Source organism: Burkholderia latens (genome assembly GCF_902499045.1).
Lineage (GTDB): Bacteria > Pseudomonadota > Gammaproteobacteria > Burkholderiales > Burkholderiaceae > Burkholderia > Burkholderia latens.
In genome coordinates this window covers 64,863-91,249 of sequence record NZ_CABVPL010000023.1, presented here as the reverse complement: position 1 = coordinate 91,249, position 26,387 = coordinate 64,863, and the positions used below count along the sequence as shown (strand labels likewise).

25 protein-coding genes are annotated in these 26,387 nt (G+C 68.4%); 17 read left to right on the top strand and 8 right to left on the bottom strand.

The window, feature by feature from the left end:
- Positions 1-129 precede the first annotated feature (129 nt).
- Entirely contained in the window at positions 130-1,023 is an 894-nt protein-coding gene (locus BSE24067_RS17405) for a LysR substrate-binding domain-containing protein (RefSeq protein WP_151068398.1), read from the top strand.
- A gap of 245 nt (positions 1,024-1,268) precedes the next feature.
- The gene (locus tag BSE24067_RS17400) at positions 1,269-3,518 is read left to right on the top strand and encodes a putative bifunctional diguanylate cyclase/phosphodiesterase (protein ID WP_151068399.1); all 2,250 of its coding nucleotides are present in this window, start codon (positions 1,269-1,271) and stop codon (positions 3,516-3,518) included.
- Between the two features lie 3 nt (positions 3,519-3,521).
- Here the strand turns inward: BSE24067_RS17400 and BSE24067_RS17395 are convergent, their stop codons facing one another.
- The 3 genes from BSE24067_RS17395 to BSE24067_RS17385 all read right to left on the bottom strand — a co-directional run bounded on the left by BSE24067_RS17395 (position 3,522) and on the right by BSE24067_RS17385 (position 6,264).
- Positions 3,522-4,613, bottom strand: a complete 1,092-nt coding sequence (locus BSE24067_RS17395; protein ID WP_151068400.1) for a diguanylate cyclase domain-containing protein — start codon at positions 4,611-4,613, stop codon at positions 3,522-3,524.
- Positions 4,614-4,669: 56 nt separating this feature from the next.
- The gene (gene cheB, locus BSE24067_RS17390; protein WP_174904805.1) at positions 4,670-5,674 is read right to left on the bottom strand and encodes a chemotaxis response regulator protein-glutamate methylesterase; all 1,005 of its coding nucleotides are present in this window, start codon (positions 5,672-5,674) and stop codon (positions 4,670-4,672) included.
- 365 nt (positions 5,675-6,039) lie between these two features.
- Entirely contained in the window at positions 6,040-6,264 is a 225-nt protein-coding gene (locus BSE24067_RS17385) for a hypothetical protein (protein ID WP_151068677.1), read from the bottom strand.
- Positions 6,265-6,630: 366 nt separating this feature from the next.
- Here BSE24067_RS17385 and BSE24067_RS17380 point away from each other — a divergent pair, with 366 nt between their 5' ends.
- The 4 genes from BSE24067_RS17380 to BSE24067_RS17365 all read left to right on the top strand — a co-directional run bounded on the left by BSE24067_RS17380 (position 6,631) and on the right by BSE24067_RS17365 (position 10,618).
- A complete protein-coding gene (locus tag BSE24067_RS17380) occupies positions 6,631-7,320 on the top strand; it encodes a DUF969 domain-containing protein (RefSeq protein WP_151068678.1) in 690 nt (229 codons plus the stop codon).
- The gene (locus BSE24067_RS17375; RefSeq protein ID WP_151068679.1) at positions 7,317-8,267 is read left to right on the top strand and encodes a DUF979 domain-containing protein; all 951 of its coding nucleotides are present in this window, start codon (positions 7,317-7,319) and stop codon (positions 8,265-8,267) included. Before BSE24067_RS17380 ends, BSE24067_RS17375 begins: the two co-directional genes overlap by 4 nt.
- 10 nt (positions 8,268-8,277) lie before the next feature.
- Entirely contained in the window at positions 8,278-9,300 is a 1,023-nt protein-coding gene (locus BSE24067_RS17370; RefSeq protein ID WP_151068680.1) for a DUF2891 domain-containing protein, read from the top strand.
- A gap of 250 nt (positions 9,301-9,550) precedes the next feature.
- A complete protein-coding gene (locus tag BSE24067_RS17365; RefSeq protein ID WP_151068681.1) occupies positions 9,551-10,618 on the top strand; it encodes an asparaginase in 1,068 nt (355 codons plus the stop codon).
- A gap of 194 nt (positions 10,619-10,812) precedes the next feature.
- On the opposite strand, the gene BSE24067_RS17360 is transcribed toward BSE24067_RS17365, so the two are convergent.
- On the bottom strand, positions 10,813-11,787 hold the full coding sequence (locus BSE24067_RS17360) for a LysR family transcriptional regulator (RefSeq protein ID WP_151067817.1): 975 nt from the start codon (positions 11,785-11,787) through the stop codon (positions 10,813-10,815).
- Positions 11,788-11,941: 154 nt separating this feature from the next.
- Between BSE24067_RS17360 and aspA the strand changes: the two genes are divergently transcribed.
- Complete coding sequence (gene aspA / locus BSE24067_RS17355) at positions 11,942-13,348, top strand: aspartate ammonia-lyase (RefSeq protein ID WP_151067815.1); 1,407 nt, start codon at positions 11,942-11,944, stop codon at positions 13,346-13,348.
- 122 nt (positions 13,349-13,470) lie between these two features.
- A complete protein-coding gene (locus BSE24067_RS17350; RefSeq protein WP_151067814.1) occupies positions 13,471-14,985 on the top strand; it encodes an amino acid permease in 1,515 nt (504 codons plus the stop codon).
- A 34-nt stretch (positions 14,986-15,019) separates the two neighbouring features.
- Here the strand turns inward: BSE24067_RS17350 and BSE24067_RS17345 are convergent, their stop codons facing one another.
- Together BSE24067_RS17345 and BSE24067_RS17340 are read right to left on the bottom strand one after the other, a co-directional pair.
- The gene (locus tag BSE24067_RS17345) at positions 15,020-15,709 is read right to left on the bottom strand and encodes an alpha/beta hydrolase (RefSeq protein ID WP_151067812.1); all 690 of its coding nucleotides are present in this window, start codon (positions 15,707-15,709) and stop codon (positions 15,020-15,022) included.
- Positions 15,710-15,742: 33 nt separating this feature from the next.
- The gene (locus BSE24067_RS17340; RefSeq protein ID WP_151067810.1) at positions 15,743-16,045 is read right to left on the bottom strand and encodes a hypothetical protein; all 303 of its coding nucleotides are present in this window, start codon (positions 16,043-16,045) and stop codon (positions 15,743-15,745) included.
- A gap of 198 nt (positions 16,046-16,243) precedes the next feature.
- Here BSE24067_RS17340 and BSE24067_RS17335 point away from each other — a divergent pair, with 198 nt between their 5' ends.
- The 7 genes from BSE24067_RS17335 (at position 16,244) to BSE24067_RS17305 (ending at position 23,327) form a co-directional block, all read left to right on the top strand.
- Positions 16,244-18,634 (top strand): MCP four helix bundle domain-containing protein, encoded by a 2,391-nt coding sequence (locus BSE24067_RS17335; protein ID WP_151067808.1) that lies wholly within the window; start codon positions 16,244-16,246, stop codon positions 18,632-18,634.
- A 2-nt stretch (positions 18,635-18,636) separates the two neighbouring features.
- Positions 18,637-19,377 carry a methyl-accepting chemotaxis protein gene (locus BSE24067_RS17330; RefSeq protein ID WP_151067806.1) on the top strand — a complete coding sequence of 247 codons (741 nt, stop codon included), beginning with the start codon at positions 18,637-18,639 and terminating at the stop codon, positions 19,375-19,377.
- Positions 19,374-19,958: a hypothetical protein gene (locus BSE24067_RS17325; protein ID WP_151067804.1), complete on the top strand. Its 585-nt coding sequence runs from the start codon at positions 19,374-19,376 to the stop codon at positions 19,956-19,958. Before BSE24067_RS17330 ends, BSE24067_RS17325 begins: the two co-directional genes overlap by 4 nt.
- A gap of 28 nt (positions 19,959-19,986) precedes the next feature.
- Positions 19,987-20,955 (top strand): chemotaxis protein CheX, encoded by a 969-nt coding sequence (locus BSE24067_RS17320; protein WP_151067802.1) that lies wholly within the window; start codon positions 19,987-19,989, stop codon positions 20,953-20,955.
- Positions 20,956-21,002: 47 nt separating this feature from the next.
- Complete coding sequence (locus BSE24067_RS17315) at positions 21,003-21,368, top strand: response regulator (RefSeq protein WP_040139564.1); 366 nt, start codon at positions 21,003-21,005, stop codon at positions 21,366-21,368.
- 111 nt (positions 21,369-21,479) lie between these two features.
- Complete coding sequence (locus BSE24067_RS17310; protein ID WP_151067800.1) at positions 21,480-22,433, top strand: hypothetical protein; 954 nt, start codon at positions 21,480-21,482, stop codon at positions 22,431-22,433.
- Between the two features lie 99 nt (positions 22,434-22,532).
- Positions 22,533-23,327 carry an enoyl-CoA hydratase gene (locus BSE24067_RS17305; protein WP_151067798.1) on the top strand — a complete coding sequence of 265 codons (795 nt, stop codon included), beginning with the start codon at positions 22,533-22,535 and terminating at the stop codon, positions 23,325-23,327.
- 184 nt (positions 23,328-23,511) lie between these two features.
- Here BSE24067_RS17305 and alr read toward each other — a convergent pair whose 3' ends face one another.
- Positions 23,512-24,633, bottom strand: coding sequence for an alanine racemase (gene alr / locus BSE24067_RS17300; protein ID WP_151067796.1), 1,122 nt, complete (start codon positions 24,631-24,633; stop codon positions 23,512-23,514).
- Here alr and BSE24067_RS17295 point away from each other — a divergent pair.
- Positions 24,620-24,898 (top strand): hypothetical protein, encoded by a 279-nt coding sequence (locus BSE24067_RS17295; RefSeq protein ID WP_151067795.1) that lies wholly within the window; start codon positions 24,620-24,622, stop codon positions 24,896-24,898. The two genes, alr and BSE24067_RS17295, sit on opposite strands and share 14 nt — an antisense overlap.
- Positions 24,899-24,950: 52 nt before the next feature.
- Entirely contained in the window at positions 24,951-25,322 is a 372-nt protein-coding gene (locus BSE24067_RS17290; protein WP_151067793.1) for an MAPEG family protein, read from the top strand.
- A gap of 54 nt (positions 25,323-25,376) precedes the next feature.
- Here the strand turns inward: BSE24067_RS17290 and BSE24067_RS17285 are convergent, their stop codons facing one another.
- Positions 25,377-26,330 carry a LysR family transcriptional regulator gene (locus BSE24067_RS17285; protein WP_151067792.1) on the bottom strand — a complete coding sequence of 318 codons (954 nt, stop codon included), beginning with the start codon at positions 26,328-26,330 and terminating at the stop codon, positions 25,377-25,379.
- Between the last annotated feature and the right edge of the window lie 57 nt (positions 26,331-26,387).

Below are 26,387 nucleotides of genomic sequence, written 5' to 3'. Positions count from 1 at the left end.
ACGGCTACTTCGGGAAAGTCTCCGGCCGCGCCGCCGTAATCGATCCGCAGGGAACAAGGATGCTATTCGCGCAACAACCGCGATTCCAGTCCCTTAGAATGCCTTCAGTGTTCTATGGGTGGAACAATCATGGATGACCTGAACGACCTCTACTATTTCGTCAAAGTGGTCGAGCATGGCGGATTCACGCAGGCGGGGCGCGCGCTGGATATCCCCAAATCGACGCTGAGCCGCCGCATCGCGGCGCTGGAGGCGCAATACGACGTGCGGCTGCTGCAACGGACCACGCGTCATTTCACGGTCACCGAAACCGGCCGCGAATTCTACGAGCGCTGTCTCGCGGTGCTGGTCGAAGCCGACGCGGCGCGCGAGGTGATCGAGCGCCGGCATGCGGAGCCGCGCGGGATCGTCCGCGTGAGCTGTCCGACCGCGCTGCTCGAATATCGCGTGAGCGAACTCGTCGCGCGCTTCATGGCGATCCATCCGGAGGTGCACGTGCATCTCGAGGCGACGAACCGCCGTGTCGACCTGTTGAGCGAGGGCTTCGATCTCGCGCTGCGCGTGCGCTTCCCGCCGCTGGAGGACAGCGGCCTCGTGATGCGGATCCTCGGCGACAGCCCGCAGCGGCTGGTGGCCGCGCCGCAGTGGCAGCGCGGGCGCGCGGTGCCGACCGATCCGGCCGAGCTCGCCGGCGAGCCGAGCCTGGACTGGGGGCCGGCGCGGCATCACGTGTGGCAACTGGTCGGGCCGAACGGCGAACACGCGCAGCTGCGTCATCATCCGCGCTACGTCACCGACGACATGCACGCGCTGCGCGACGCGGCGATGCACGGCGTCGGCATCGTGCAGCTACCGTGCATGGTCGTCGACGACGCGCTGCGCGACGGCACGCTGATCGACGTGCTGCCCGGATGGGCGCCGAAGGGCGGCGTGGTGCACGCGGTGTTCCCGTCGCGGCGCGGGCTGCTGCCGCGCGTGCGTCTGCTGATCGATTTCCTCGCCGAACATATCCGCAGGGACTGAAGGCCGCGGCGCCACACAACCGTCAGACGAATCGTCAGCGGATGCGACCCCCGACCGCGCGTAAGCCCTGATGCACACGGATATACGGCACGCACGGATTGGTATTAAATGAACTGTGGTGCGCATCGGGGCGCGCACGAAAGGGGACGCACCGGGGTCGCGTAAACCCGGGGCGATGAACGGCACGAAGGACCGCTAACGAATCGGGCGCACCAGACCCGATCGAACCGACGGCAGGATTCAGCTTGAATACCGAACCGCAAAGTTCTCGCTACAGCCTCGGGCTGGCAGCGGAAGTGCTCGCATCCGAGCAAAGCGTGCTGAGACTCATCACGCGCAACACACCGCTGCCGGAGCTGCTCGTCGAAGTGTGCCGGCGCGCCGAGGGATTGCTTGGCGACGGCGCATCGTGCACGGTCCTGCTGCTCGACGCGGATGGCGTCCACGTGCACGTCGGCGCCGCACCGTCGCTGCCCGCGGCGTACAGCGCCGCGATCGAAGGCGCGCCGATCGGGCCGGCGGCCGGCTCGTGCGGCACCGCGATGCACGAGCGCCGGATGATCGCCGTCGAGGACATCGAAACCGATCCGCTGTGGGCCGAGTTCCGGTCGATCGCGCTGCCGTTCGGATTGCGCGCGTGCTGGTCCGTGCCGTTTCTGGACGACGCCGGCACCGTGCTCGGCGCGTTCGCGGTGTATCACCGCACGCGGCGCCGGCCGACCGACGTCGAAACGGACCTGCTGCGCGACATCGGCAACAGCGTCGGTCTCGCGGTCCACCAGGATTCGATCGCGCGCCAGCTCGTGCGCAGCGAGGAGCATCACCGCCTCGTCGTCAACAGCCTGAACGAAGGGATTCTCGTCGTGTCGCGCGACGGCGTCGTGATCGCGAGCAATCCGAGCGCGAACCGGATGATGCGCGTGAAGGGCGAACTCGTCGGCCGGCGGCTGTCGACGGTGATCCTGTACAAGCTGCACGAGAACGGCACGCCGATCGCGCCCGACGAATGGCCGAGCCGGCGCGCGCTCGCCACGGCAACGCCGCTGCTCGACTACACGGTCGGATTCGGGCTCGCGGACGGCGACATCATCTGGGTGCGCGGCAACGCGGTGCCGATCGTGAAGCCGGGCGAGACGCAGCCCGAATCGGTGCTCGTGTCGTTCCACGACATCGGCCCGGTGCGCGACGCGCAGCAGCAATTGCGCTACCTGGCGACGCGCGATGCGCTGACGGGCCTCTACAACCGCCGTTGGCTGTCCGACCGGATGCGCGAACTGTTCGGCGCGCGCGACCGGGCGGACGGGACCGCGCGCGTCGCGATCCTGTTCATCGATCTCGTCGGGTTCAAGAAGGTCAACGACACGGCCGGCCACGACGCGGGCGATGCGCTGCTGCGCAGCGTCGCCGCGCGGCTCGTCGCGTGCGGCGGCGGCCGGCATGCGCTCACGCGCGTCGGCGGCGACGAGTTCGTGATCCTCGTCGACCATTGCGACGATCCCGACGAGCTGTCCGCGCTCGCGCGCGAGGTGATCGACACGATCGCGAAGCCGTTCGCGATCGCGAACAACGAGTACTGGCTCGGCGTGTCGATCGGGATCAGCGTCGCGCCGCGCGACGGCGACGACGCGGTCACGCTGATGCGCAACGCCGACTCCGCGATGTACGACGCGAAGCAGCGCGGCCGCAACCACTTCACGTTCTTCACCGCGCAGCTGAACGTGCGCCTGCAGCGCCGCTTCGCGATCGAGCAGTCGCTGCGCCGCGCGATCTCGTCGGATACGCTGCGGCTCGCGTACCAGCCGGTCGTCGATGCGCGCAGCGGCCGCACGGTCGGCGCCGAAGCGTTGCTGCGATGGACGAGCCCGGAGCTCGGGCCGATGTCGCCGGCGGAGTTCATTCCAGTCGCCGAGGATACCGGGCTCATCGTCGCGATCGGCCAGTGGGTGCTCGAAACCGCCTGCCGGCAGGCGGCCGAATGGCGCCGCACGATCGCGCCCGACCTGATGGTGGCGGTGAACCTGTCGCCGCGGCAGTTCCACGAAGGGCTCGTCGAATCGGTGTACGACTGCCTCGCGCAGACGCAGCTCGATCCGGGCGCGCTCGAGCTGGAGATTACCGAAGGCGTGCTGATGAATGATACGGATACCGTGATGCCGATGCTCGAAGCGTTGACGGACATGAACGTGCGGATCTCGGTCGACGACTTCGGCACCGGTTATTCGTCGCTCGCGTACCTGAAGCGTTTTCCGCTGCACAACCTGAAGGTCGACCGGTCGTTCGTGTCGGGCGTGCCCGATCACCGCGACTCGGTCGCGATCACGCAGGCGGTCGTCGCGATGGCGCACTCGCTCGGGATGAAAGTGACCGCCGAAGGCGTCGAGACGCAGGCGCAGTCGTGGTTTCTGCAGCAGATCGGCTGCGACATGCAGCAGGGCTACCTGTTCGGCCGGCCGCTCGACCCGGCCGACTACGCGCGCCGGCTCGTCACCATGTAGCGTTCACGCGAAACCGCCGCCTTCCGGCGGGACAGCGGGCGGCGCCGACGCATCGATCTCGACGCGATTCTTGCCGTCGTGCTTCGCGCGATACAGCGCCCGATCGGCCGCCTCGATCAGCGACGTGGTCGGCACGCCGGCGGCCGGCACGACGCTCGCGCCGCCGATGCTGATCGTCACGTAGCGGCCCGTCGACGAATGCGCGTGCTCGAGCCGCAACGCCTCGACCGCGAGCCGGATCTTCTCGCCGAGCAGCCGCGCGGCGCCCGGCGACGTGGCCGGCATCACGACCGCGAATTCCTCGCCGCCGAAGCGCGCGGCCAGATCGCCGGATTGGCCGAGGCAGCGCTCGATGGTCGCCGCGACCTGCTTGAGCACGGCGTCGCCGGATACGTGCCCGTACGTGTCGTTGTACAGCTTGAAGTTGTCGACGTCGATCATCAGCAGCGACAGCTCGCTGCGCTCGCGCGTGCCGCGGCGCCATTCGGCGGCCAGGTATTCGTCGAGATAGCGGCGGTTCGACAGCCCGGTCAGGCCGTCCGAATGCGTGAGCCGCCGCAGCTCGAGATTCGCCTCGAGCAATTGCTGCTGCGATTGCCGCAGCGCGCGATAGGCCTCGTCGCGCTGCAGCAGGTTCATGTACGAGCGCGAGTGATAGCGGATCCGCGCGACCAGTTCGATGCGATCCGGCAGCTTCACCAGATAGTCGTTTGCGCCGGCCGCGAACGCGGCGCTCTTGATCACCGGTTCTTCCTGCGTCGAGAGCACGATGATCGGCACGTCGCGCGTCGCCGCGTTCGCGCGGTACGCTTTCACGAGGCTCAGCCCGTCGGTGCCGGGCATCACGAGATCCTGCAGGACCACGGTCGGCCGCGTTTCGATCGCGGTCGCGAGCGCATCGTCGGAGCGCGCGCAGTAGTGGAAGTCGATGCCTTCCTCGTCGACGAGCGCGCGCCGGACGGCTTCCGCGACGATCGTCTGGTCGTCCACCAGCAACACCATTGCGGGCGCGGCGGCGTGCGGCGTGGGCCGCACGTGCGCGGCATCGAACGCCGGATGCAGGCCGCCGGGCGCTCGCGTCAGGTCGCTGGTCATGATCGGCGCCCGGTTGCGTCGTCGCCGCGACGGGTGTGACGGAGTTTCATCGGGCGTCAGATCCGTGCGAGCGCCGCCAGTTCGCCCGCGATGCGCTCGAGCGGCAGGATCGCGCGGGCCGCGCCGAGCGTCGCGGCCGCCTTCGGCATCCCGTACACGGCGCTCGTCGCCTCGTCCTGCGCGATCGTGTGATAGCCCTTCATCCGCAGCGCCTTCAGGCCGATCGCGCCGTCGCGGCCCATGCCGGTCAGCAGCACGCCGATCACGCGGCCCGGCCAGTGCTCGGTCAGGCTGTTGAAGAACACGTCGACCGACGGCCGGTACGGCGTCGCGGCCGGCTCTCGCGTATATCCGAGCGTGCCGGCGCGGGTAATGCGCAGATGATCGTCCGTCGCCGCGAGCAGCGCGACGCCCGGCTGCGGGCGGTCGCCTTCGCGTGCGACGCGCACCGTCAGCGGTGTCTGGCCGTCGAGCCATTGCGCCATCCCTTCGGCGAACGCGCGATCGACGTGCTGGACGATCACGATCGGCGCGCCGAAGCCGGCCGGCAGGCTGCCGAGGATCGACGCGAGCGCGCCGGGGCCGCCCGCGGACGCGCCGATCGCGATCAGCGGGCCGCCGCTTCCGCGTCCGGCCGTGCCGGCCGCGCGGACGCCGCCGGGCGCGTCGAGCAGCCGTCCGATCTGGTCGATCTTCGCGAGCAGCAGCCGCGCGGTGTCGCCGGCCTCGCCGTCGCCGAGCCGGGGCGTGTCGACCGCGTCGAGCGCGCCGGCGCCCATCGCCTCGAACACGCGCCACGCGTTCGCGCCGATGCAGCTCGTCACGATCAGGATCGCACACGGTCGGCCCGAGCGCATGATGCGCCGCGTCGCCTCGATGCCGTCGCACTTCGGCATGATCAGATCCATCAGCACGACGTCGGGCGGTTGCGCGGCGCACAGTTCGACGGCCTGCGCGCCGTCGGCCGCGACCCACAGCACGCGATGCTCGGGCCGGCGCGCGATCGCACGGCGCATCGCCTCGACGGCAAGCGGGAGGTCGTTGACGATGCCGATGTTCACAAGCGGGATACTCCGGTCGGTTCGTAGTGTTGGAGATGGGCCGGGATCATGGAAGGCGGTGCCGGTCCGGCGTGCCGAACGGCAGCGGCGGTGGACGGCACGGAGTTCTTTCGATTGGCGACGCCCGCATGCTGTCATGCGGCGCGAGCGGCGGCAATCGAAAAAATTGCGCATTGCGTCGTTTCCGACGCTTGCCTCTATCGTGAGACGGGAATCGGCACCGTCGGGCCGGCCGGACAGCCGCAGGCGGCGCCATGCCGCGGTGCGGTAAGTGCGCGTGCGTATGGCCGTTTTCGCAGGCCGACGCGGGCGCACGCATCGACGAGCCGGCTGCGCGACGGCCGGCGCACCGCGCGTTCACCCGCTCAATGGCTGCGCGCGTACCCCTGGATCAGCGCGCGCATCATCCCTTCGACCGTCGCGTCGCGCAGATCGGCTTCCTGCTCGCATTCCTCGACGAGCGCGGCGTAGGCCGTGGCGAGCGTCACGCGATCGACCTCGTGGCGCTGTTCCATCAGCGTGACCATCCCGTCCTTCGCCAGATGAGCGGAAAACGCGCGGCTGCCGATGGTCTGAAATACGTCAATCATGGCGGCTCTCCCGTTCGTTGCGATGCCTTCCAGTTTAGTCGGCGCAACCTCGCTCCGCCATGCGCGGCGGGCGGATTGCCGTCCGCGTGCGGTTCGCCGGCACGGCGCGTGCCGCGCGTCGCGGCGCCCGCCGCGCGCACGAGACCGCGCCGACCGGCCCGTGCCGGCACACGACCGGCACACGACCGGCACACGAACGGCATACGGCGCGCGCGGCATCGTACCGGTTTCAACGTTTACCCGAAGCTGTAAATTGTCGACTTTTTATCGATAAAGTCTCGTGCTAGATTTTGCGGCCTGAACCCGGTCGAAACCGGGCGGGCGGCGCGTGCTCGCCGCGCCGGGCATCCGACACAAGGAGGAGCAATGCTGGTGCTGATAGGGGTGCCGATCGTCGTGATCGGTTTCGCGCTGCGCTTCAACGCGCTGCTGGTGGTCACGATCGCGGGGCTCGCGACGGGGCTGGCGGGCGGGATGAATCTCGTCGACATCGTCAGCGCGTTCGGCAAGGCGTTCACCGACAACCGCTACATGGGGCTGATCTGGCTGACGCTGCCGGTGATCGCGCTGCTCGAGCGCAACGGGTTGAAGGAACAGGCGAAACGGATGATCTCGCGCGTGCACGCGGCGACCACCGGCCGCGTGCTGATGCTGTATTTCGTGCTGCGCCAGGGGACGGCCGCGCTCGGCCTCACGTCGCTCGGCGGACACGCGCAGATGGTGCGGCCGCTGATCGCGCCGATGGCCGAGGCCGCCGCGGTCAGCCGGCACGGCGACCTGCCCGAGTCGGTGCGCCAGCAGATCCGCGCGCATGCGTCGGCCGCCGACAACGTCGCCGTGTTCTTCGGCGAGGACATCTTCATCGCGATCCAGTCGATCCTGCTGATCAAGGGCTTTCTCGAACAGAACGGAATCGCGATCGAGCCGCTGCACCTGTCGGTGTGGGCGATCCCGACCGCGATCGCCGCGCTGCTGATCCACTGCACGCGCCTCGCGCTGCTCGACCATCGGCTGTCGCGCGGCTTCCGCGCATTCGGACGGGAGGGCGCGCGATGATCGGCCTCGAACCGCTGTATACGCTCGCGGGGCTGATGTTCGCCGCGTTCGCGTGCTTCAACCTGACGGACCGCACGAACCCGCGCCGCGTCGTCAACTTCGCGTTCTGGGCGATCTACGCGCTCACGTTCCTGTTCGGCGCGCTGTTGCCGCACTTCGTGACGGGCTGCCTCGCGATCACGCTCGCGCTGATCGCAGGCTCGGGCAAGCTCGGCCGCGGCAAGTCCGACGAAGCGGGCGACGCGGCCGCCGCACGGCGCGACGCGAAGGCGCTGCGCTTCGGCAACCGGCTGTTCCTGCCCGCGCTGCTGATTCCCGTCGTCACGCTGATCGGCACGTTCGTGTTGAAGCTCGTGCCGTTCGTCGATCCGAAGAGCGTGACGCTGATCTCCCTCGTGCTCGGCACGCTGGTCGCGTTCGGCGTCGCGCTCGCGATGCTGCGCGATTCGCCGGTTCATGCGCTGAAGGACGCGCGTCATACGATGGACGCGGTCGGCTGGGCCGCGATCCTGCCGCAGATGCTCGCGGCGCTCGGCGCGCTGTTCGCGGTCGCGGGCGTCGGCGGCGTCGTGTCGGGGCTCGTGAAGGAGTGGGTGCCGATCGATTCGCCGTTCGCGGTCGTCGCGGCGTACACGGTCGGGATGGCGCTGTTCACGATGATCATGGGCAACGGCTTTGCCGCGTTCCCCGTGATGACGGCCGGCATCGGCCTGCCGCTGATCGTCCATCAGTTCCACGGCAACCCGGCGATCATGGGCGCGATCGGGATGCTGAGCGGCTTCTGCGGTACGCTGATGACGCCGATGGCCGCGAACTTCAATATCGTGCCCGCTGCGCTGCTGGAGCTGAAGGACAAGAACGGCGTGATCAAGGCGCAATGGCCGACCGCCGTGCTGCTGCTCGCCGTGAACACGCTGCTGATGTACGCGTTCGTATTCCGCTTCTGACGAGGCTTCCATGACCGACCGACTGACCCCCGAACTCGCGTCGAAATTCGCGTCGCTCGCGCTCGCGCACCTGACCCGCGAATATCCGAACAAGCTCACGCATTCGCTCGAAGGCCCGCACGACGTGCAGGGGCCGCGCGCGCTGCACCCGATCTTCTACGGCAGCTACGACTGGCATTCGTGCGTGCACGGCTACTGGCTCGTGCTGCGCGTGCTCGAACGCTATCCGGCGCTGCCGGAGGCCGAGCGGATCATCGCCGTCGTCGACGCGCATTTCACCGACGCGAACGTCGCCGGCGAACGCGCGTATCTCGCGCTGCCGCACAACGTCGGCTTCGAGCGGCCGTACGGATGGGCGTGGCTGCTCGCGCTGTCCGCGCAGCTGGAGCGGCTGGCGCTGAAGGGCGTGGTGCCGCAGGCCGCGCGCTGGGCGAAGACGATGACGCCGCTCGCCGATCTGTTCGTGTCGCGCTTCGAGGCCTTCCTGCCGAAGGCGACCTATCCGCTGCGGGTCGGCACGCACTTCAACACCGCGTTCGCGCTCGCGCTGGCGCTCGACTTCGCGCGCGCGACGCAGCGCGACGGGCTCGCGGCGCTGATCGCCGATACCGCGAAGCGCTGGCACCTGAACGACGTCGCGTGCCAGGCGTGGGAGCCGTCGGGCGACGAGTTCCTGTCGCCCGCGCTGATGGAGGCGGAGCTGATGCGGCGCGTGCTGCCGGCCGGCGAATTCGACGGCTGGTTCGCGCGCTTCCTGCCGGATCTTGCGCGCGGCGAGCCGGCGACGCTGTTCGTGCCGGCCACCGTCAGCGATCGCGGCGACGGCAAGATCGCGCACCTCGACGGCTTGAACCTGAGCCGCGCGTGGTGCCAGCGCTCGCTGGCCGGCGCGCTGCCGGAAGGCGACGCGCGGCGCACGAAGCTGCTCGATGCGGCCGACCGGCATCTCGCGAGCGCGCTCGCGCACGTGGCGGGCGACTACATGGGCGAACACTGGCTCGCGACGTTCGCGTTGCTCGCGATCGAAGCGTAGCCGCTGCGCCGGGGGAGCGTGGCGGGCGCGATGTCGCCGCGCGCGTTGCCCCCGCGCGCCACGGTTGTCGCGCAAACGGCGGAGTGCTTCCTGTACTGAACCGGCCAGGCATTTGGATCCATGCGATGGCTTTGCATCGGGCGCAATACCGCTTTCCATCGGCCGGGCGGCGCGCACGGGCGGCGAATCGATACACTGCCGTACCGGTTGACAGGGCCCCGGCGATGGCCCGACGAAGGAGACAGTACAGATGGACACCCAACGCGCAGCGGTCGTCACGTACCGCGGCAATGCGATCGAGAACACGCACGTCGCCGATGTGGCGGTGGTGGACGCCGGCGGCAAGCTGCTGTTCCGGCTCGGCGCTCCGTTCCGGATGACGCTCGCGCGCTCGGCGGCGAAGCCGGCGCAGGCGCTGTCGGTGATCGAGACGGGCGCGCCCGAGCGGTTCGGTTTCGACGACGCGGACATCGCACTGATGTGCGCGTCGCACAGCAGCGAGGAACGGCACATCGCGCGCACGCGCGCGATGCTCGCGAAGGTCGACGCGCAGGAGTCGGATCTGCGGTGCGGCGGCCACGCGCCGTTGTCGGATGCGGTGCTTCGGTCGTGGATCAAGCGCGACTACACGCCGACCGGCGTCTGCAGCAACTGTTCGGGCAAGCACGTCGGGATGCTGGCCGGCGCGCGGGCGATCGGCGCCCCGATCGCCGACTACCATCTGCCGGATCATCCGATGCAGGTGCGCGTGAAGCACGTGGTCGCCGACGCATGCGGGCTGCGCGACGACGAAGTCGACTGGGCGATCGACGGCTGCAACCTGCCGACGCCGGCGTTCTCGCTCGATCGCCTCGCGCGTCTGTATGCGTCGCTGGCCGACGGCGCGGACAAGGTCGAAGCAGGCGGCGCCGATGCGGCGAGCGCTCGCGTGCGCGCGCTGGCGCGCATTCATCATGCGATGACGACCCATCCGGAGCTGGTCGCCGGAGAAGGGCGCTACTGCACGGTGCTGATGGACGCGTTCGAAGGGCAGGTCGTCGGCAAGCTCGGCGCGGACGCGTGCTACGGGATCGGCGTGCGTGCGTCGGCGCGCACGCGGGCGCTCGGCGCCGATGGCGCGCTCGGCATCTCGGTGAAGATCGAGGACGGCAATATCGACGTGCTGTACATGATGGTCAGCGAATTGCTCGAACGGCTGCAGATCGGCACGGACGCGCAGCGCGCGCGGCTCGCCGCGTTCCACCGGCCGCCGATGCTGAACACGCAGGGCGTCGAGGTCGGCCACGCGACGTTCCCGTTCGAATTGCAGGCGGCCTGAACGGCGCTGCCGGCCGCGCCGGGGGGCGCGCTTCGGCGCGCGCGGCATCGGCGCTCGCCGGCGCGCTCGCGTGACCGTTTCACGACGCCGCGTGCGGCGGTCAGCGGCACCCGTGCCGCGACGCCGGGCCCGCTGGCTTTCGCCGCGTGGCTGCTGACCGGCGCGACGGCGGCGGCCCGTGCGCGCCACGCACGCTACGCGCCCATTGCGCGGATCTTCGCGAGCTCCGCTTCCGACAGCTCGCCGATGTGCGCGAGATGTTCCGCGAGAAAATCCTTCAGCACGCGCAGCTTCGCCGAGCTGCGCCGGTTCGCCAGATACGCGATGTAGATGTAGTCGCCGGTCAGCTTGTTCTGCAGCCGATAGCGCGGCAGCACGGGTTCCAGCTCGCCGCTCGCGAGCAGATCGCGCACCAGCCAGATCTCGAATTCGGCGATGCCGAGCCCCGCGCACGTCGCGTCGAGCAGCAGCTCCGAGTGATCGGTGACGAGGTTGCCGGCCGGCAGCACGCTGTGCCGCGCGTCGCCGCGCACGAGTTCCCAGCGCGGATCGCCTTCCGGATGCACGTAGCGCAGGCAGTTGTGCTGCTGCAGGTCGTCCGGCATCGCGGGGCGCCCGCAGCGATCGAGATAGCCGGGCGTCGCGCACAGGATGCTGTCGTTGCGCGACAGCCGGTGCACGACCAGATTGTCCAGATAGTTCTCGCCTTCGTGAATGTCGAGATCGAACCCGCCGGCGACGAGGTCGTTGTGATTGTCGGTGAGCCGCACGTCGAGCTGGATCGTCGGGTAGCGCGCGAGAAACGGCGCGATCAGCGGCGCCAGATGGCGGCGGCCGAACGCGACCGGTGCGGTGAGCTTCAGCGGGCCGCTCGGCTGCGCGTTGAGCTCGGCGACCACGCGCAGCGTGTCGTCGAGATCGGCGATCAGCGTGACCGCGCGTTCCAGGTAGATGTGGCCGGCCTCGGTGAGCGTCACGCTGTGCGTCGAGCGATGCAGCAGCGCGACGCCGAGCGCGTCCTCGATCGCCGTGATCTTGCGCGCGACCGTCGACGTCGACACGTGCATCTCCTTCGCGACCGCGGAAAAGCTCCCCATTTCGACGACCCGCACGAACGCACGCATCGCGCCGAGGTGATCGACGCCGGTGTCTCTTGCCGTTGTTTTCATTCGTTTCTCGCTGTTGCGTCCCACGCAAAACCGCTTTCGATAATACAGAAGCGAGCTTCTTTATGCAAAGGCATAGAATGCGACCCGTCGAACCGGGAAGCGGCGAAGGACGCCGGTCATTCGCGGCGGCACGGGACACTTCAGGAGGGACACGATGACGGCAAGCGGCTTCCGCGTCGAAGCGGATCTTTTAGGGAAGCGAAGCATTCCGGATGACGCGTACTACGGCGTCCACACGCTGCGCGCGAAGGAGAACTTCGACATTTCGGGGTGCACGATCGCGTCGCTGCCGTATCTCGTGATGGCGCTCGCGGCCGTGAAGGAAGCCGCGGCCGATGCGAACTGCGAACTCGGGCTGCTGCCGCGCGCGTATCGCGACGCGATCGCGGCCGCGTGCGTCGAGATCCGCGAAGGCCGGCTGCACGACCAGTTCGTCGTCGACGTCATCCAGGGCGGCGCCGGCACGTCGACCAACATGAACGCGAACGAGGTGATCTGCAATCGCGCGCTCGAAATCATGGGGCATGCGCGCGGCCAGTACGAATATCTGCATCCGAACGAGCACGTGAATCTCGCGCAGAGCACGAACGACGTCTACCCGACCGCGATCCGGATCGCGACGTGCTTCGCGGTCGAGCATCTGCTCGAAGCGATGGGGCGGCTGCGCGATGCGTTCGCGGAGAAGGCCGACGCGTTCTCGGATCTGCTGAAGCTCGGCCGCACGCAGTTGCAGGACGCGGTGCCGATGACGCTCGGCCAGGAGTTCTCGACCTACGCGGTGATGGTCACGGAAGACATCGCACGCCTGCAGGAAGCCGGCTGGCTGATGCGAGAAATCAACCTCGGTGCGACCGCGATCGGCACCGGCATCACCGCGCATCCGCAATACGCGGAGAAGGCGCTGGCCGCGCTGCGGCGCATCACCGGCCTCGATCTGAGCACCGCGCCGAACCTCGTCGAAGCGACGCAGGACTGCGGTGCGTTCGTGCAGATTTCCGGCGTGCTCAAGCGCATTGCCGTCAAGCTGTCGAAGATCTGCAACGACCTGCGGCTGCTGTCGAGCGGCCCGCGCGCCGGCTTCGGCGAGATCAACCTGCCGCCGGTGCAGGCCGGCTCGTCGATCATGCCGGGCAAGGTCAACCCGGTGATTCCGGAAGTCGTGAACCAGGTCGCGTTCGAAGTGTTCGGCAACGATCTGACCGTGACCTTCGCCGCGGAAGCCGGGCAGCTTCAGCTGAACGCGTTCGAGCCGGTGATCGCGAGCGCGCTGTTCCGCAGCTTCAGCCACCTGACGGCCGCGTGCACGACGCTCGCGGGCCGCTGCGTGAGCGGGATCACCGCGAACCCCGAGCGGCTGCGCGAAACGATGGAGCGTTCGGTCGCGCTCGCGACCGCGCTGAACCCGTACATCGGCTACAAGCGCGCGACGGCCGTCGCCGCCGAGGCGCACGAGACCGGCAAGTCGATCCGCGAGGTCGTGCTCGACCACCAGCTGATGACCGCCGCGCAACTCGACGAAGCATTGCAGCCGGAAGCGCTGATCCGTCCGCGCGCGTACTGATTCCGGCCGCGCGGCGCCGGCGCATGCCGCCGGCGGCCCGTGCGCGGCCGTTCCCGCGGCGCCCCGCCGACGGGCGTCACACGTCGACTGACATCAACACACACCAAGAACGGAGACATTCCATGAAGCACGTCAGCGAGCGCCCGGCCGACACGGCCGCCGGCGCGGACTCCCGCCATGCCGACCGCGACGCGATGTTCGCGTCGCACGAATCCGGCTACGAGAAGCAGCTGAAGCCGCGCCACGTGCAGATGATCGCGATGGGCGGTGCGATCGGCACCGGCCTCTTTCTCGGCGCGGGCGGCCGCCTGCAGAGCGCGGGCCCCGCGTTGGCCGTCGTGTATCTCGTGTGCGGCGCGTTTGCGTTCCTGATCATGCGCGCGCTCGGCGAGCTCGTGATGCACCGGCCGACCAGCGGCAGCTTCGTATCGTATGCGCGCGAGTTCATGGGCGAGCGCGCGTCGTTCGTCGCGGGCTGGATGTACTACCTGAACTGGGCGACCACCGGCATCGTCGACATCACCGCGGTCGCGATCTACATGAAGTACTGGGCCGTGTTCACCGACGTGCCGCAATGGGTGTTCGCGCTGGGCGCGCTCGGCATCGTGTCGGTCATGAACATGATCGGCGTGAAGGTGTTCGGCGAGATGGAGTTCTGGTTCTCCATCGTCAAGGTCGGCACGCTCGCGTTGTTCCTCGCGGTCGGCGCGGTGTTTCTCGCGAGCGGCCATCCGGTTGCCGGACAGATGCCGGGGCTGCATTTGATCGCGGACCATGGCGGGATCTTCCCGCACGGGATCCTGCCGGCGGTGCTGATCGTGCAGGGCGTCGTGTTCGCGTATGCGAGCATCGAGCTCGTCGGCGTCGCCGCGGGCGAGACCGCCGATGCGCGCAAGGTGTTGCCGAAGGCGATCAACAGCGTGATGTGGCGTATCGCGCTGTTTTACGTCGGCTCCGTCGTGCTGCTGACGATGCTGCTGCCGTGGACCGCATACAGCGCGCACGAAAGCCCGTTCGTCACGTTCTTCGGCAAGCTCGGCGTGCCGTACGTCGGCACGGTGATGAACGTCGTGGTGTTGACCGCCGCGCTGTCGAGCCTGAATTCCGGCCTTTATTCGACCGGGCGCGTGCTGCGCTCGCTCGCGATGGGCGGCTCGGCGCCGCGCTTCGTGTCGCGGATGAATGCGCGCGGCGTGCCGTACGGCGGGATCCTCGTCACGGTCGCGGTCAACGCGATCGGCGTGCCGCTGAACTACATCGTGCCGGCGCAGGCGTTCGAGATCGTGCTGAACATGGCGTCGCTCGGGATCATCACGACCTGGGGCTTCATCGTGATGTGCCAGATCCTGTTCCGCCGCGCGGTCAATCGCGGCGAGCTGAGCCCGGTGTCGTTCCGGATGCCCGGCGCGCCGTTCACGTCGTGGCTCACGCTCGCGTTTCTCGTCGGCGTGCTGGTGATGATGGCGTTCGATTATCCGGGCGGCACGTGGACCGTCGCGATGATTCCGGTCGTCGTGCTCGCGCTGGTGATCGGCTGGAAGCTCGCGAAGCGCGGTGCGGCGCGGGAAGCTGCCGCCGCCAATGCCGCCAATGCCGCCGGTGCACCGCTGCGCGCCGGTCCGGCGAGCAACGTCTGACGATACGCGCGGGCGGCCAGGCCGCCCGCTGCGCTCAATCGAGCCCGATGCGCGCGGCGACCCAGCGGCCGAATTCGCGCGCCATCTGCGCGGTCAGCTCGTGACCGGCGTCGTAGAGGCGCGTATCGTGCGCGACGCCGAGCGCCGTCAGCTTCGCATCGGCCGTGTTCGCCCACGCGAGCGGCAGCTTGTCGTCGAAGCGGCCGTGCATCACCAGCGCATGGAGCGCGCTCAATGCATCGCGCGATGCGATCAGCGGATCGATCTCCGGCAGGATGCGGCCGCACAGCACCGCGAATGCGCCGACGTCGGCCGGCGATGTCAGGCCGACGCTCGCGCTCATGATGCCGCCCTGGCTGAAACCCGCGATCACGGTGGGGCATGCGGAAGTGTCGTATGCGGCGTCTTGCGCGCTCAACGCACGCAGCAGCGCGATCAACTGCCCGCGGCTCGCATCCGCGCGGGCCGCATCGATTTCAGGGCCGTTCGCGCCGAAGCGCACCGGAAACCACGCGTACTGATTCGGGCCGAACGTCAGCGGGCCGCGCACGAACGCGATTTCGACGCGCGGGTCGATCGTGCCGGCCAGGTTCAGCAGATTGGTCTCGTTGCCGCCGACGCCGTGCAGCAGCAACAGTCGGCCTGCCGGACGGCCGGCGGCCGGACGCAGCAGGTAATGGAGGCCGGATGCGGCGTCGGTGGTGAGCGGCAGGACGTCGGTCATTGCGAAGATCCGTTGGGGAAATGATCCGACAGTCTAGAACGCGCCGGCGTGAACGGGAATCGCCGGGTGGCGATTGATTGTTTCCGCATGGGAATGAATCGTACGCCGGCAACGGGCGTGGCTGGTACCGGTGATCGGACCGATAGATCCCGATTTTGAAAGCGCTCCCGCGTCGCGACCGACGCGTTCCGACGAAACCCGATGCATCCGACGCTGCAGCGCAAAACGAATTCGCAAACGTTTTACGAATATTCGAATGAATTGAATTGCCGGATCGAGAAATAAAAGACCAATATCCGGATTCGTTTCACCGAAGTCCACACGCAGGCGGGTCAAGCGCCTGGGCCGATGTTAACGGCCGGCCCAATGAAAACTTTAGCCATTTTTGCCTGCAATTAATCATTGCGATTTCGTCAATGACCGATTGATTTTCCGTCATCGGACGGTCATACACCTTCCCCGATAATTCGGCGCTCACATTCTTTCATTAGACCAAACGGCGATCGCACCGGATCGCTGCGGGGAGCTGTACTCATGACCATCCGTCATCGCATTACGCTGCTAGTCGTCCTGACGTTTTTCGCGCTGTCCGCGATCGGCGTGTACGCCGTGTACCAGACGCGCAAGAGCGCGTCCGACGTGCGACAGGTTACACAGGGCATCGTGCCGAGCGCGCTCGCGTCGGCCGATCTCGTCGCCGACGTGAAGAACATCCAGATCGCGACGATGACGCTCGTGTATGCGCCCGACGCGAACACCGCCGCGCAGGCGCGCGACGAGCTGAAGGCGAAGCAGGCCGCGTTGCGCACGGCGCTCGACGCGCAGGCGAAATCGGCGGTCGGGCACGCGCAGGAAGGACTCGTCGCGCAGGCGAAGGACAGCGCGGCGAACTACTTCGCGGCGATCGACGACACCGTGAAGATGAAGGCCGACGGCAGGGCCGAGATGGCGCAGGCGTACCTGTTCGCGAACGTCGCGCAGTATCGCGACGAGCTCGAAAGCATCGTCGACACGCTGCGCGTCGAGAAGAACCGCCAGAAGGACGACGCGATCCGCGCATTGAACGGGATGCTGTCGACGACGGCGACCGCGATCGGCAGCGTCGCGGGCACGGTCGTCGTGCTGCTCACCGCGCTCGGCTTCGTGCTGTACCGCCAGATCACGCGCCCGCTGAGCCGGATGCAGACGATGATGAGCGAGATCGCGACGAGCCAGGATTTCACGCGCCGCGTGCCGGTGGGCCGGATGGACGAGATCGGCCATTCGATCGTCGCGTTCAACGGGATGATCGAGAAGATCCAGGAGAACGCCGCGCAACTGAAGCAGAAGACGGCCGACATCCAGGCGATGCTGCAGAACATGCAGCAAGGGATCCTGACCGTCGTCGAAGGCGGCGTCGTGCATGCCGAGTATTCGGCTTATCTCGAGACCATCTTCGAGACCACCGACATCGCCGGCCGCGACCTGATGGCGCTCCTGTTCGACGACTCGAGCATCGGCTCCGATGCGCGCTCGCAGGTCGACGCGGCCGTGCACGCGTGCCTCGGCGAGGACAGCATGAACTTCGCGTTCAACGAGCATCTGCTCGTCAACGAAGTCGCGAAGCGGATGCCGGACGGCCGCGAGAAATGGCTCGACCTGAGCTGGTCGGCGATCACCGACGAGACCGACACGGTCGTGCGGCTGATGCTGTGCGTGCGCGACGTGACGGAGATTCGCGAGCTGACCGCGCAGGCCGGCGAGCAGCAGCGCCGGCTCGAGATGATCGGCGAGATCCTGTCGATCAGCCAGGACAAGTTCCACGACTTCGTGCACAGCGCGAAGGGCTTCCTCAGCGAGAACGAGCGGATGATCCGCCAGCACGAACGCGCGGATCACTCGATCGTCGCGGCGCTGTTCCGCAACATGCACACGATCAAGGGCAATGCGCGCACGTACAGCCTGCAGCACCTGACCAACATCGTGCACGAGGCCGAGCAGGCGTACGAATCGCTGCGCCGCGCGGACGGCGGCCCCGAGTGGAACCGCGACGCGCTGATGGAGGATCTGGCCCGCGTGCGCGAGGCCGTCGACCACTACGCGACGATCAACGCGGTCACGCTCGGCCGTCACGGCGAGCCGGTGCGGCACGGCAGCGCCGACTATCTGATGGTCGAGCGCGCGCACATCAGCGAGAGCCTGCGGATGCTCGACGGCGCCGATCCGGCGAACGCGAGCGACTGGCGCGCGGCCCGCGATTCGGTGCGCCGCCTGCTGAGCCAGCTCGGCACCCAGGGCATCGGCGACGCGCTGGGCGGCGTGATCGAGTCGCTTCCGTCGCTCGCGGCCGAGCTCGGCAAGCCGGCGCCCGTCGTGCATATCGACAGCAACGGCCATCGCGTGCGCAGCGAGATCGGCGCGACGCTGAAGAACGTGTTCATGCACCTGCTGCGCAACGCGATCGACCACGGGATCGAAACGTCCGACGAGCGCCGTGCGGCCGGCAAGCCGCCGGCCGGCAAGATCGACATCGCGGTCGACGTCGGCGACGGTGCACTGCGCTTCGTGCTCGGCGACGACGGCCGCGGGCTGGCGCTCGACCGGATTCGCGCGATCGCGCGCGAGCGCGGCTGGATCGACGCGGGCAACGAACCCGCATTGACCGATGAAGCGGTGGCCGAACTGATCTTCCGGCCGGGTTTCTCGACCGCCAGTGCAGTGACCGAAGTGTCGGGGCGCGGCGTCGGGATGGACGCGGTGCGCAACTTCCTGAAGCGCGACGGCGGCGACATCGCGCTGCGCTTCACCGACGACCGCGCCGGCGCGCCGTATCGCGCATTCGAGACGATCGTGTCGCTGCCCGCGCGCTTCGCGGCGGACAGTGCGGGTGATGACGGCGAGCAGTCGGCACGCGCCGGCCTCGCGAACGTCGACGCGACGGAGTGATCGTGCAAGCGTGGATGATTCCGGTCGGCGGTGCGCTCGCGGGCGGCGCCGTGGTTGCGATGATCGCCGCGATCGTATGGCGCATCGCACGAGCGCGGCTCGTCGCGGCGATGGCGCGCGACGCCGCCGCGTTGCGCGACGCGCTCGATGCGGCGCAAACGCGCGCGGATGAAGCCGCTGCCGAGCATGCCGAAGCAGCGCACGCGTGGTCGCGCCGCGAAGCGGAACTCGAAGAGCGGGTCGCGCGCGAGGCGGCCGGCGCCGGCGAACAGCGCGACGCGCTGCAGGCGCTCGCGGCCGAACGCGCGGCGCTGTCGCAGCAGGCGACGAAGCTCGCCGACGAAGCGGCGCGGCTGCGCGGGCTCGCCGGCACGTTCGAGCGCTGGCACGAGCAGATGATCTCGCTGACCACGCAGAACCAGGACATGCGTACGAAGAACCAGGAGCTGTCGGCGATCGTCGCCCACGTGTCGATCGTGTCGCTGAATGCGTCGATCGAAGCCGCGCGCGCGGGCGCCGCCGGACGCGGTTTCTCGATCGTCGCGAGCGAGGTGCGCGGGCTCGCCGCGCGCTCGCAGCAGTTGTCGAACAGCTATCGCGACAGCCTGAACCGCAACGATCTCGTGACGGCCGCGACGTTCCAGGACATCCAGGCCGGCGGCAAGATGATCACGGCCGCGCTCGCGACGGTCGAGACGCTCGCGGGGCAATTGCATGCGCGGCTCGAAGGAGCCGCGACGTGATCAGCGCGCAGGCTCGGGCCGCTTTCGAGCGGATCTTCTTCGATGCGGCGCGCACGCGGCTCGCGGCCGGCGCCGCATGCGAGATCCGGCCGGTCGTCGTCGATACGCACGATGCGCCGGACGATTCGCCGCGCACGAACGCGCGCGCGACGCCGAAGGCCGCCGAGCACGTCGCGGTGCTGACGATCTCGGCGCTGCATTTCCGGCTGCTGCTCGCGCTGCGCTTTCGCGACGACGAGCCGACGCGCCATCATTTCGGCGCGTCGTCGTCCGGCTCGGGCACGCAGCGGCCGTTGCCCGAAGCGTTCATGGAAGTCGCGAACCTGTGTTGCGGCGCGATCAACCAGGCGCTGACCGCGCCGTTCCCCGATCTCGGTATGTCGACGCCTTATCTGCTGAGCGGCGCGAGCATCGACTACCTGCCGGCGCTGAACCCCGATCACGTGGCTGCCTACGACGTGACGCTCGACGGCGACGTGCGGATCGGCGCGACGCTGTGCGTGTGCGCGAATGCGCCGGTCGACTTCCACGTGCCGGAAGCGGCCGCCGTCGATACCGGCGGCGAGCTCGAACTGTTCTGACCGATTCGCATTCCGAGGACTTCCCGAGATGACCGTAGACCAACCCGTCAGCAAGGTGCTCGTGCTCGACGACAGCCGCGCGCACGCGGCGGCGATCAAGCGCTTCTGCGACGAGCACAACCTCGTCGGCCTGACGGTGCGGCGCAACCGGCTGCTGAAGGTGCTGCGCTCGAACATCGATCTCGGCGCGATCCTGCTCGCGGAGGACTACGGCGGCGCGCCGGCCGAGAGCGCGATCGTCGCGACGCAAATCGACGCGCTGCGGCCCGAGCTGCCGATCATCCTGCGCCGCACGTCGAATGCCGGAGAGCCGCCGCGCGACGCGCTGCCCGATGCGCTCGCGCGCGTCGCATGCGCGACCTACACGGCCGACGACCTGACGCCGCTCAAGCGCGCGATCGGCGAATACCTGTTCAGCCGCGACTACCCGAACGCGCTCGTGCGCGGCATCGCCGAGATCACCGAGGCCCGGCTCGACGGTCTGTTCCCCGGCATGACGATCGAACGCGACACGCCGTGCATCGTCCGCGACCAGATCATCTTCGGCGAAGTGTTCAGCCTGATCGCGCTGGAAAGCGCGTGGTGCCGCGGCTACATGCTGCTGCAGACGAGCGAGCAGCCGTTGCTCGACATGATCGGCGGCGCGCGCGGCGATGGCCGAGCGCCCGATTTCCGCGACGTGAACAGCGTGCTCGGCGAGCTGACCAATCTGGTGTGGGGTGCGTTCAAGAACCGCTATCTGGGCGACGCGGAGGCGCTCGCGCGCCATCCGGTGCAGGTGCCGCTCGTCGTCAATCACAAGCAGAAGTTCATCTCGTTCGGCGGCGACTGTCCGCAGCTGTGCTTCAAGTACCGGATGACCGATCCCGCGGCCGGGCGGTCGGTGCAGCTCGACCAGCGTTTCGTGTTCAGCCTGAGCTGGTCGCCGGAGGATTTTCGCGAGTCGGTGCAGGACGTCGGGCCGATGGTCGAGGCGGGCGAACTCGAACTGTTTTGAATGGCATATCGACTGTTGAAGTCGGCAACAACGAAAAGGGGTACACGATGGCAAAGATTCTGGTGGTCGACGATTCGGGCACGGTGCGCGACGAAGTCGCGGGGTTCCTGCGCAATCACGGGCTCGACGTCGCGACGGCGGTGGACGGCAAGGACGGGCTCGCGAAGCTCAAGGCGACGCCCGGCGTGCGCCTCGTGATCAGCGACGTGAACATGCCGAACATGGACGGCCTGACGATGGCCGAGAAGATTCGCGGCGAACTCGCGAACGCGTCGGTCAACATCGTGATGCTGACGACCGAAAGCAGCCCGGCGATGAAGGAGCGCGGCAAGGCCGCCGGCGTGAAGGGCTGGATCGTGAAGCCGTTCAAGGGCGACGCGGTGCTCGACGCGCTGAAGAAGCTCGCGGGCTGACGGCGCGGCCCGATTTACAGCGCGCCGCGATGTCCGTATCCTCGCGATGCCGAGGCCGGCGTGCCTGCGCGCCGCGCAGCGCATGCCCCCGCATCTACAGGATATTCCGGTATGACGATCCGCTGCGTCCGATGGCTTGTCACGATTGGCGCGTCGTGTGTAGTCCTGGCCGCACACGCGGCGGGCAGTGCGCATTCGCTCGATCAGGTGCCCGCGAAGCTGGCGTCGCCCGACGCACGGGCCGCTCACTCGCGCGAAATCGGCGATGGTCCGGAACCGGACGGTTTCGGTGTGCACCTGCCGCCGGGCTTCACGAAAGAGGCGCTGATCGCGCAGCTTGCCCCGGGCGCGAATCCTGCTCGCGTCGTTCTGGCCGGTGCGAAGCCATGGCCGCAGCGCCCCGGTTCGTTCGTCGCAATCGTCTGCGCGGCACCGAGCGACGAACGCGCGCAGGAGGTGCTGCGATTGCGCGCGCCGACCGACTGCGACGGCTACCAGCATCGGAGCGACGCCGAGACCGCGAGCGGGCTGGTCTGGCTGGGCGTGTTCGAGCGCGGCCCGGACGGTACGCCGCGCATCGTCGCGCGCACGGATCAGCCACTGGATCAGCCGACCGACTGGAGCGGGACGAATCTCGACAGTCCGGACTACCTTGAACAGCCGACACCGCGTGGCGATCTCGCGTTACGGCCCGATCGATGGCTACGGTTCGATCTCGCACCGTATGTGCTGCGCGCGGGCGACGCGGTGTTCGGCGTGCGCGCGGGCTGGTCGATCGGCTATGCGGGCGGCGGCGCGTCGTTCGAGGCGCTGTACCTGTTCAGGCTCGACGGAAAGACGTTGCGCGTCGTGTTCGCACGACCGATGATGTTCTATCGGAATATCGCCGGCGACTGGCATGCCGACGGCACGCGCGATCACGACATCACGGACGGCAGCAATACGTTGAGCGTGCTCGCGACATCGACGGACGGGTTTCGCGACCTGCAGCTGCGCGCGCGCGGCGGCCGATGGCGCCAGACGTTCCGCTGGTCTGCGCACGATGGCGAGTACCGGCCGCGCTGAAGCGCTACCTACGAGTGACGCCGGTAGACGCCGTCCGTGCGGGGATCGACTATATTGAACCGCTAGCGTGTCGCGATCCGGACAATCAGGTGGACCATCATGGATTCGAATCACTCGTCATCGGAACCCGTTCTGCTGCGTGAAGACCGCGACGGCGTCGTCACGCTGCGGCTGAACCGGCCGCACCAGTTCAACGCGCTGTCGGACGCACTGCTCGCGAGCCTGCAACACGCATTCGACTCGCTCGCCGCCGATCCGCACGTGCGCTGCGTCGTGCTCGCCGCCGAGGGCAACGCGTTCTGCGCGGGCCATGACCTGCGGCAGATGCGCGGCAAGCCCGAACTCGATTACTACCGTGCGCTGTTCGCGCAATGCAGCCGCGTGATGCTCGCGATGCGCGCGTTGCCGGTGCCGGTGATCGCGCGTGTGCAAGGAATCGCGACGGCGGCCGGCTGCCAGCTCGTCGCGGCATGCGACCTCGCGATCGCGGCCGACACCGCGCGCTTCGCGGTGTCGGGCATCAACGTCGGGCTGTTCTGTTCGACGCCGGCCGTCGCATTGAGCCGCAACGTGTCGGCGAAGCGCGCGTTCGACATGCTCGTCACCGGGCGTTTCGTCGATGCGGCGACGGCCGCCGCGTGGGGGCTCGTCAACGAAGCGGTGCCCGAGGACGCGCTCGACGCGGCCGTCGCGCGCAAGGTCGCGGAGATCGTCGCGAAGAGTCCGGCGGCGGTGCGCTACGGCAAGCAGATGTTCTACCGGCAGCGCGAGATGCCGCTCGACGATGCGTATGCGTTTGCGGGCGACGTGATGGCGCGCAACATGATGGAAGAGGACGCGGGCGAGGGGATCGACGCGTTTCTGGACAAGCGCAGGCCGACCTGGCGGTCGTGACGCGTCGAACAGCGACAAGGGTGCGTGTGCGTTTGTGGCAACGGCGCTCGTGCCGCGCACTCGCCCCATACCGCCGAAGCGTGCCGCTCATGGCAAACGAGCCGGTCGACGCGGCCCGCGAACGAATGCGGACGATCGGGATGCGCCGCGACGCACGAGCGTGCCGCGGCGTGATTGCCGTGCGTTATCGCCCGTAGCTGCCCGTGCGCGGCGCCGGCTGCACCGACGACGCACCGGGCGGCACGATCACGACCGGCACGCGGCGCGCGAGCGCGCACATCAGCTCGTAACCGATCGTGCCGCTCGCTTCCGCGACGTCGTCCACCTTCACCTGGTCGCCCCACAGCTCGACGCTCGAGCCGATGCCCGCGTTCGGGCACGGCGTCAGGTCGACGGTCAGCATGTCCATCGACACGCGGCCGACGACGCGCGTGATCACGCCGTCCACCGCGATCGGCGTGCCGGTCGGCGCGTGGCGCGGATAGCCGTCCGCATAGCCGCACGCGACGACGCCGATCCGCATCGGCCGGTCCGCCGTGAAGCGGCGGCCGTAGCCGACCGTTTCCTGCGGCGCGAGCGTCTGCACGCCGATGATCTTGCTGGTCAGCGTCATCGCGGCCGTCAGCGGCGTGTCGGCGATGTGCCGCGACGCGCCCGTCGGCGACGCGCCGTACAGGATCGTGCCGGGCCGCACCCAGTCGCGATGCGCGCGCGGATGCCACAGCACGGCCGCCGAGTTCGACGTCGAGCGTTCGCCCGGAATCCCGGCCGTGGCCGCATCGAACTGCTCGAGCTGCCAGTCGACTTCGCCTTCGTCGGCGTTCGCGAAATGCATCATCAGCGTGATCTGGCCGATCGACGGCGCGGCCGCCGCACGTTCCCACGCGGCGCGAAACGCGTGCGGCCGGTAGCCGAGCCGGTTCATCCCGGTGTTCATCTTCAGCTGGATGTCGATCGGCTGCTGCGGCTTCGCGGCGATTAGCAGGTCGAGCTGCTCGTCGCAGTGCACGGCCACGGTCAGCCGGAGACGATCGGCGAGTTCGACGTCGGCCGGCTCGAAGATCCCTTCGAGCAACAGTACCGGCTTGTCCCAGCCGAGCTCGCGCACGCGCACGGCTTCGTCGAGATCGAGCAGCGCGATGCCGTCGGCCCCCGCGAGGCCCGGATAGATCCGCTCGATTCCGTGGCCGTATGCGTTGGCCTTGACCACGGCCCACACGCGCGATTGCGCGGCGGTGCGGCGGATGAACTCGAGGTTGTGGCGGACGGCGTCCGGACGGATATGGGCGACGATGGGACGGGGCATGGTCGGGCTCGGGTCGAAAGTCGTTCGGCGCGCGCACGATGGCGCCGCGCGGGTCATCGGGGCTGGCGCGCGGATGCGCAAAACCAGTGTCGAGCGCTATCTTATTGGTGTTCGACCAGTTTTAATTAACGTATTTGTCGGCGATTTGGTGGAATTTTTTGCGCGGCCCGCATGCGAGCCGCACGCCGCCGCGGTCGCCGGCCGCTGGCTTTGCCGAGCCTCCCGTCTAGAAAACCGGTACGCGATCGGCGCGATGCAATGCTAAGCTCTGCGCGACCTTGTCATTGATCAATGTAACCATAAAAGGAGGAGACCGGATGACGACGTCCCAGCTGTGCCTGTTCATCGTCGCGCTGTTGCCGTTCCCGATGACGTTCCTGGCGAAGGCCGACAAGCGGTACGACAACCGCACGCCGCGCGAATACCTGGCGAAGCTCGAAGGCTGGCGCGCGCGGGCGCAGGCCGCGCACCAGAATGCATGGGAAGCGTTCGCGCTGTTCACGGCTGCGCTGGTGGTCGCGTGGCACAACGGCGCGAACGCGCAGCACGTCGACCGGCTCGCGATCGCATTCGTCGCGATTCGTGTCGTCTACGCGCTGATGTATCTGCTGAACTGGGCGACGCTGCGCTCGCTCGTGTGGTTCGGCGGGATGGCCTGCGTCGTCGCGCTGTTTTTCGCGACGCCGTGACGAGCACGCGTTCATCAACCGGCGATGCTCGCGCCGGCCGCGTGCGCGGGCTCGTTACGCGCCGCCCGCGCCGCGCGCATGACTGTCGTTGGATGCGGACGCAACGATCGTCGCGAGCTTGAACGGCGGCGCGTCGGCTTCGCGGCGCAGGAACGCGATCAACGGATCGAGCAGCCGATGCCGCGTCGCCGGATTGCGGCGCAGCACGAAGCGCCACGACGCATCGCGCGCGAGGCCCGGCACCAGCGGCACCAGCCGGCCGCTGCGCAGTTCGGGCTCGATCAGCGGCACCCGGCCGAGCGCGATGCCCGCACCGCCGAGCGCCGCACCGATCACCTGGCTGAAGCTGCTGTAGCGGACGATCTTCGTCTCGAAGTCGTCCGGCAGGCCGAAATGCACGGCCCAGTTGCGCCAGTCGATTTCCGGGCTGTCCTCGTGCATCTCCTGCAGCAGGCGCGAGCGGCACACATACCCCGACGCATACGGGAACAGCTCGGGGCTGCAGACCGGAAACACGGTTTCGCGCATCAGCACGTCATCGTCGGCGCGCAGCCGGTGCGCGCTCACGTGAACGATCGCGAGGTCGACTCCGCTGCGCGCGAAATCCGGTTCGTCGTCGATCACGACCGCATGCAGTGGCGTTTCGGGATGAAGCGACGAGAATTCCGCGAGGCGGCGCGCGAGCCACATCGACGAAAACGGCGCGTTGGCGGAGACCGTCAGCCGTTGCGTGGTGGTGCCGCGAATCTCCGCGCAGGCGTCGGTCAGCTTCGCGAGCGCGTCGCTGACGGCCGGCAGCAGGCGCGTGCCCGCAGGCGTGAGACTGATGCCGCCCAGCCCCGTGCTGCGTTCGAGCAGGCGCGCGCCCAGCGATTCCTCCAGCGCGCGGATCTGGTGGCTGATCGCACTCGTCGACACGTTGAGCTCGGCCGCCGCGCGCGCGAACCCGCCGAGGCGGACGGCCGCCTCGAAGGCACGCAATGCGCTGAGCGGTGGAAGGTGCGACATGCGGGGTATTGTAGGTGACTCAACACCCGTTGAAAAATCATCTTTTGCCGCGCGCCG

What these genes read in the sequence shown, in the direction of transcription:
- BSE24067_RS17405 (WP_151068398.1), top strand. Translation starts at nt 130, where the DNA reads ATGGATGACCTGAACGACCTCTACTATTTCGTCAAAGTGGTCGAGCAT.
- BSE24067_RS17395 (WP_151068400.1), bottom strand. Translation starts at nt 4,613, where the DNA reads ATGACCAGCGACCTGACGCGAGCGCCCGGCGGCCTGCATCCGGCGTTC.
- BSE24067_RS17385 (WP_151068677.1), bottom strand. Translation starts at nt 6,264, where the DNA reads ATGATTGACGTATTTCAGACCATCGGCAGCCGCGCGTTTTCCGCTCAT.
- BSE24067_RS17380 (WP_151068678.1), top strand. Translation starts at nt 6,631, where the DNA reads ATGCTGGTGCTGATAGGGGTGCCGATCGTCGTGATCGGTTTCGCGCTG.
- BSE24067_RS17375 (WP_151068679.1), top strand. Translation starts at nt 7,317, where the DNA reads ATGATCGGCCTCGAACCGCTGTATACGCTCGCGGGGCTGATGTTCGCC.
- BSE24067_RS17370 (WP_151068680.1), top strand. Translation starts at nt 8,278, where the DNA reads ATGACCGACCGACTGACCCCCGAACTCGCGTCGAAATTCGCGTCGCTC.
- BSE24067_RS17365 (WP_151068681.1), top strand. Translation starts at nt 9,551, where the DNA reads ATGGACACCCAACGCGCAGCGGTCGTCACGTACCGCGGCAATGCGATC.
- BSE24067_RS17360 (WP_151067817.1), bottom strand. Translation starts at nt 11,787, where the DNA reads ATGAAAACAACGGCAAGAGACACCGGCGTCGATCACCTCGGCGCGATG.
- aspA (WP_151067815.1), top strand. Translation starts at nt 11,942, where the DNA reads ATGACGGCAAGCGGCTTCCGCGTCGAAGCGGATCTTTTAGGGAAGCGA.
- BSE24067_RS17350 (WP_151067814.1), top strand. Translation starts at nt 13,471, where the DNA reads ATGAAGCACGTCAGCGAGCGCCCGGCCGACACGGCCGCCGGCGCGGAC.
- BSE24067_RS17345 (WP_151067812.1), bottom strand. Translation starts at nt 15,709, where the DNA reads ATGACCGACGTCCTGCCGCTCACCACCGACGCCGCATCCGGCCTCCAT.
- BSE24067_RS17335 (WP_151067808.1), top strand. Translation starts at nt 16,244, where the DNA reads ATGACCATCCGTCATCGCATTACGCTGCTAGTCGTCCTGACGTTTTTC.
- BSE24067_RS17320 (WP_151067802.1), top strand. Translation starts at nt 19,987, where the DNA reads ATGACCGTAGACCAACCCGTCAGCAAGGTGCTCGTGCTCGACGACAGC.
- BSE24067_RS17315 (WP_040139564.1), top strand. Translation starts at nt 21,003, where the DNA reads ATGGCAAAGATTCTGGTGGTCGACGATTCGGGCACGGTGCGCGACGAA.
- BSE24067_RS17310 (WP_151067800.1), top strand. Translation starts at nt 21,480, where the DNA reads ATGACGATCCGCTGCGTCCGATGGCTTGTCACGATTGGCGCGTCGTGT.
- BSE24067_RS17305 (WP_151067798.1), top strand. Translation starts at nt 22,533, where the DNA reads ATGGATTCGAATCACTCGTCATCGGAACCCGTTCTGCTGCGTGAAGAC.
- BSE24067_RS17295 (WP_151067795.1), top strand. Translation starts at nt 24,620, where the DNA reads ATGGGACGGGGCATGGTCGGGCTCGGGTCGAAAGTCGTTCGGCGCGCG.
- alr (WP_151067796.1), bottom strand. Translation starts at nt 24,633, where the DNA reads ATGCCCCGTCCCATCGTCGCCCATATCCGTCCGGACGCCGTCCGCCAC.
- BSE24067_RS17290 (WP_151067793.1), top strand. Translation starts at nt 24,951, where the DNA reads ATGACGACGTCCCAGCTGTGCCTGTTCATCGTCGCGCTGTTGCCGTTC.
- BSE24067_RS17285 (WP_151067792.1), bottom strand. Translation starts at nt 26,330, where the DNA reads ATGTCGCACCTTCCACCGCTCAGCGCATTGCGTGCCTTCGAGGCGGCC.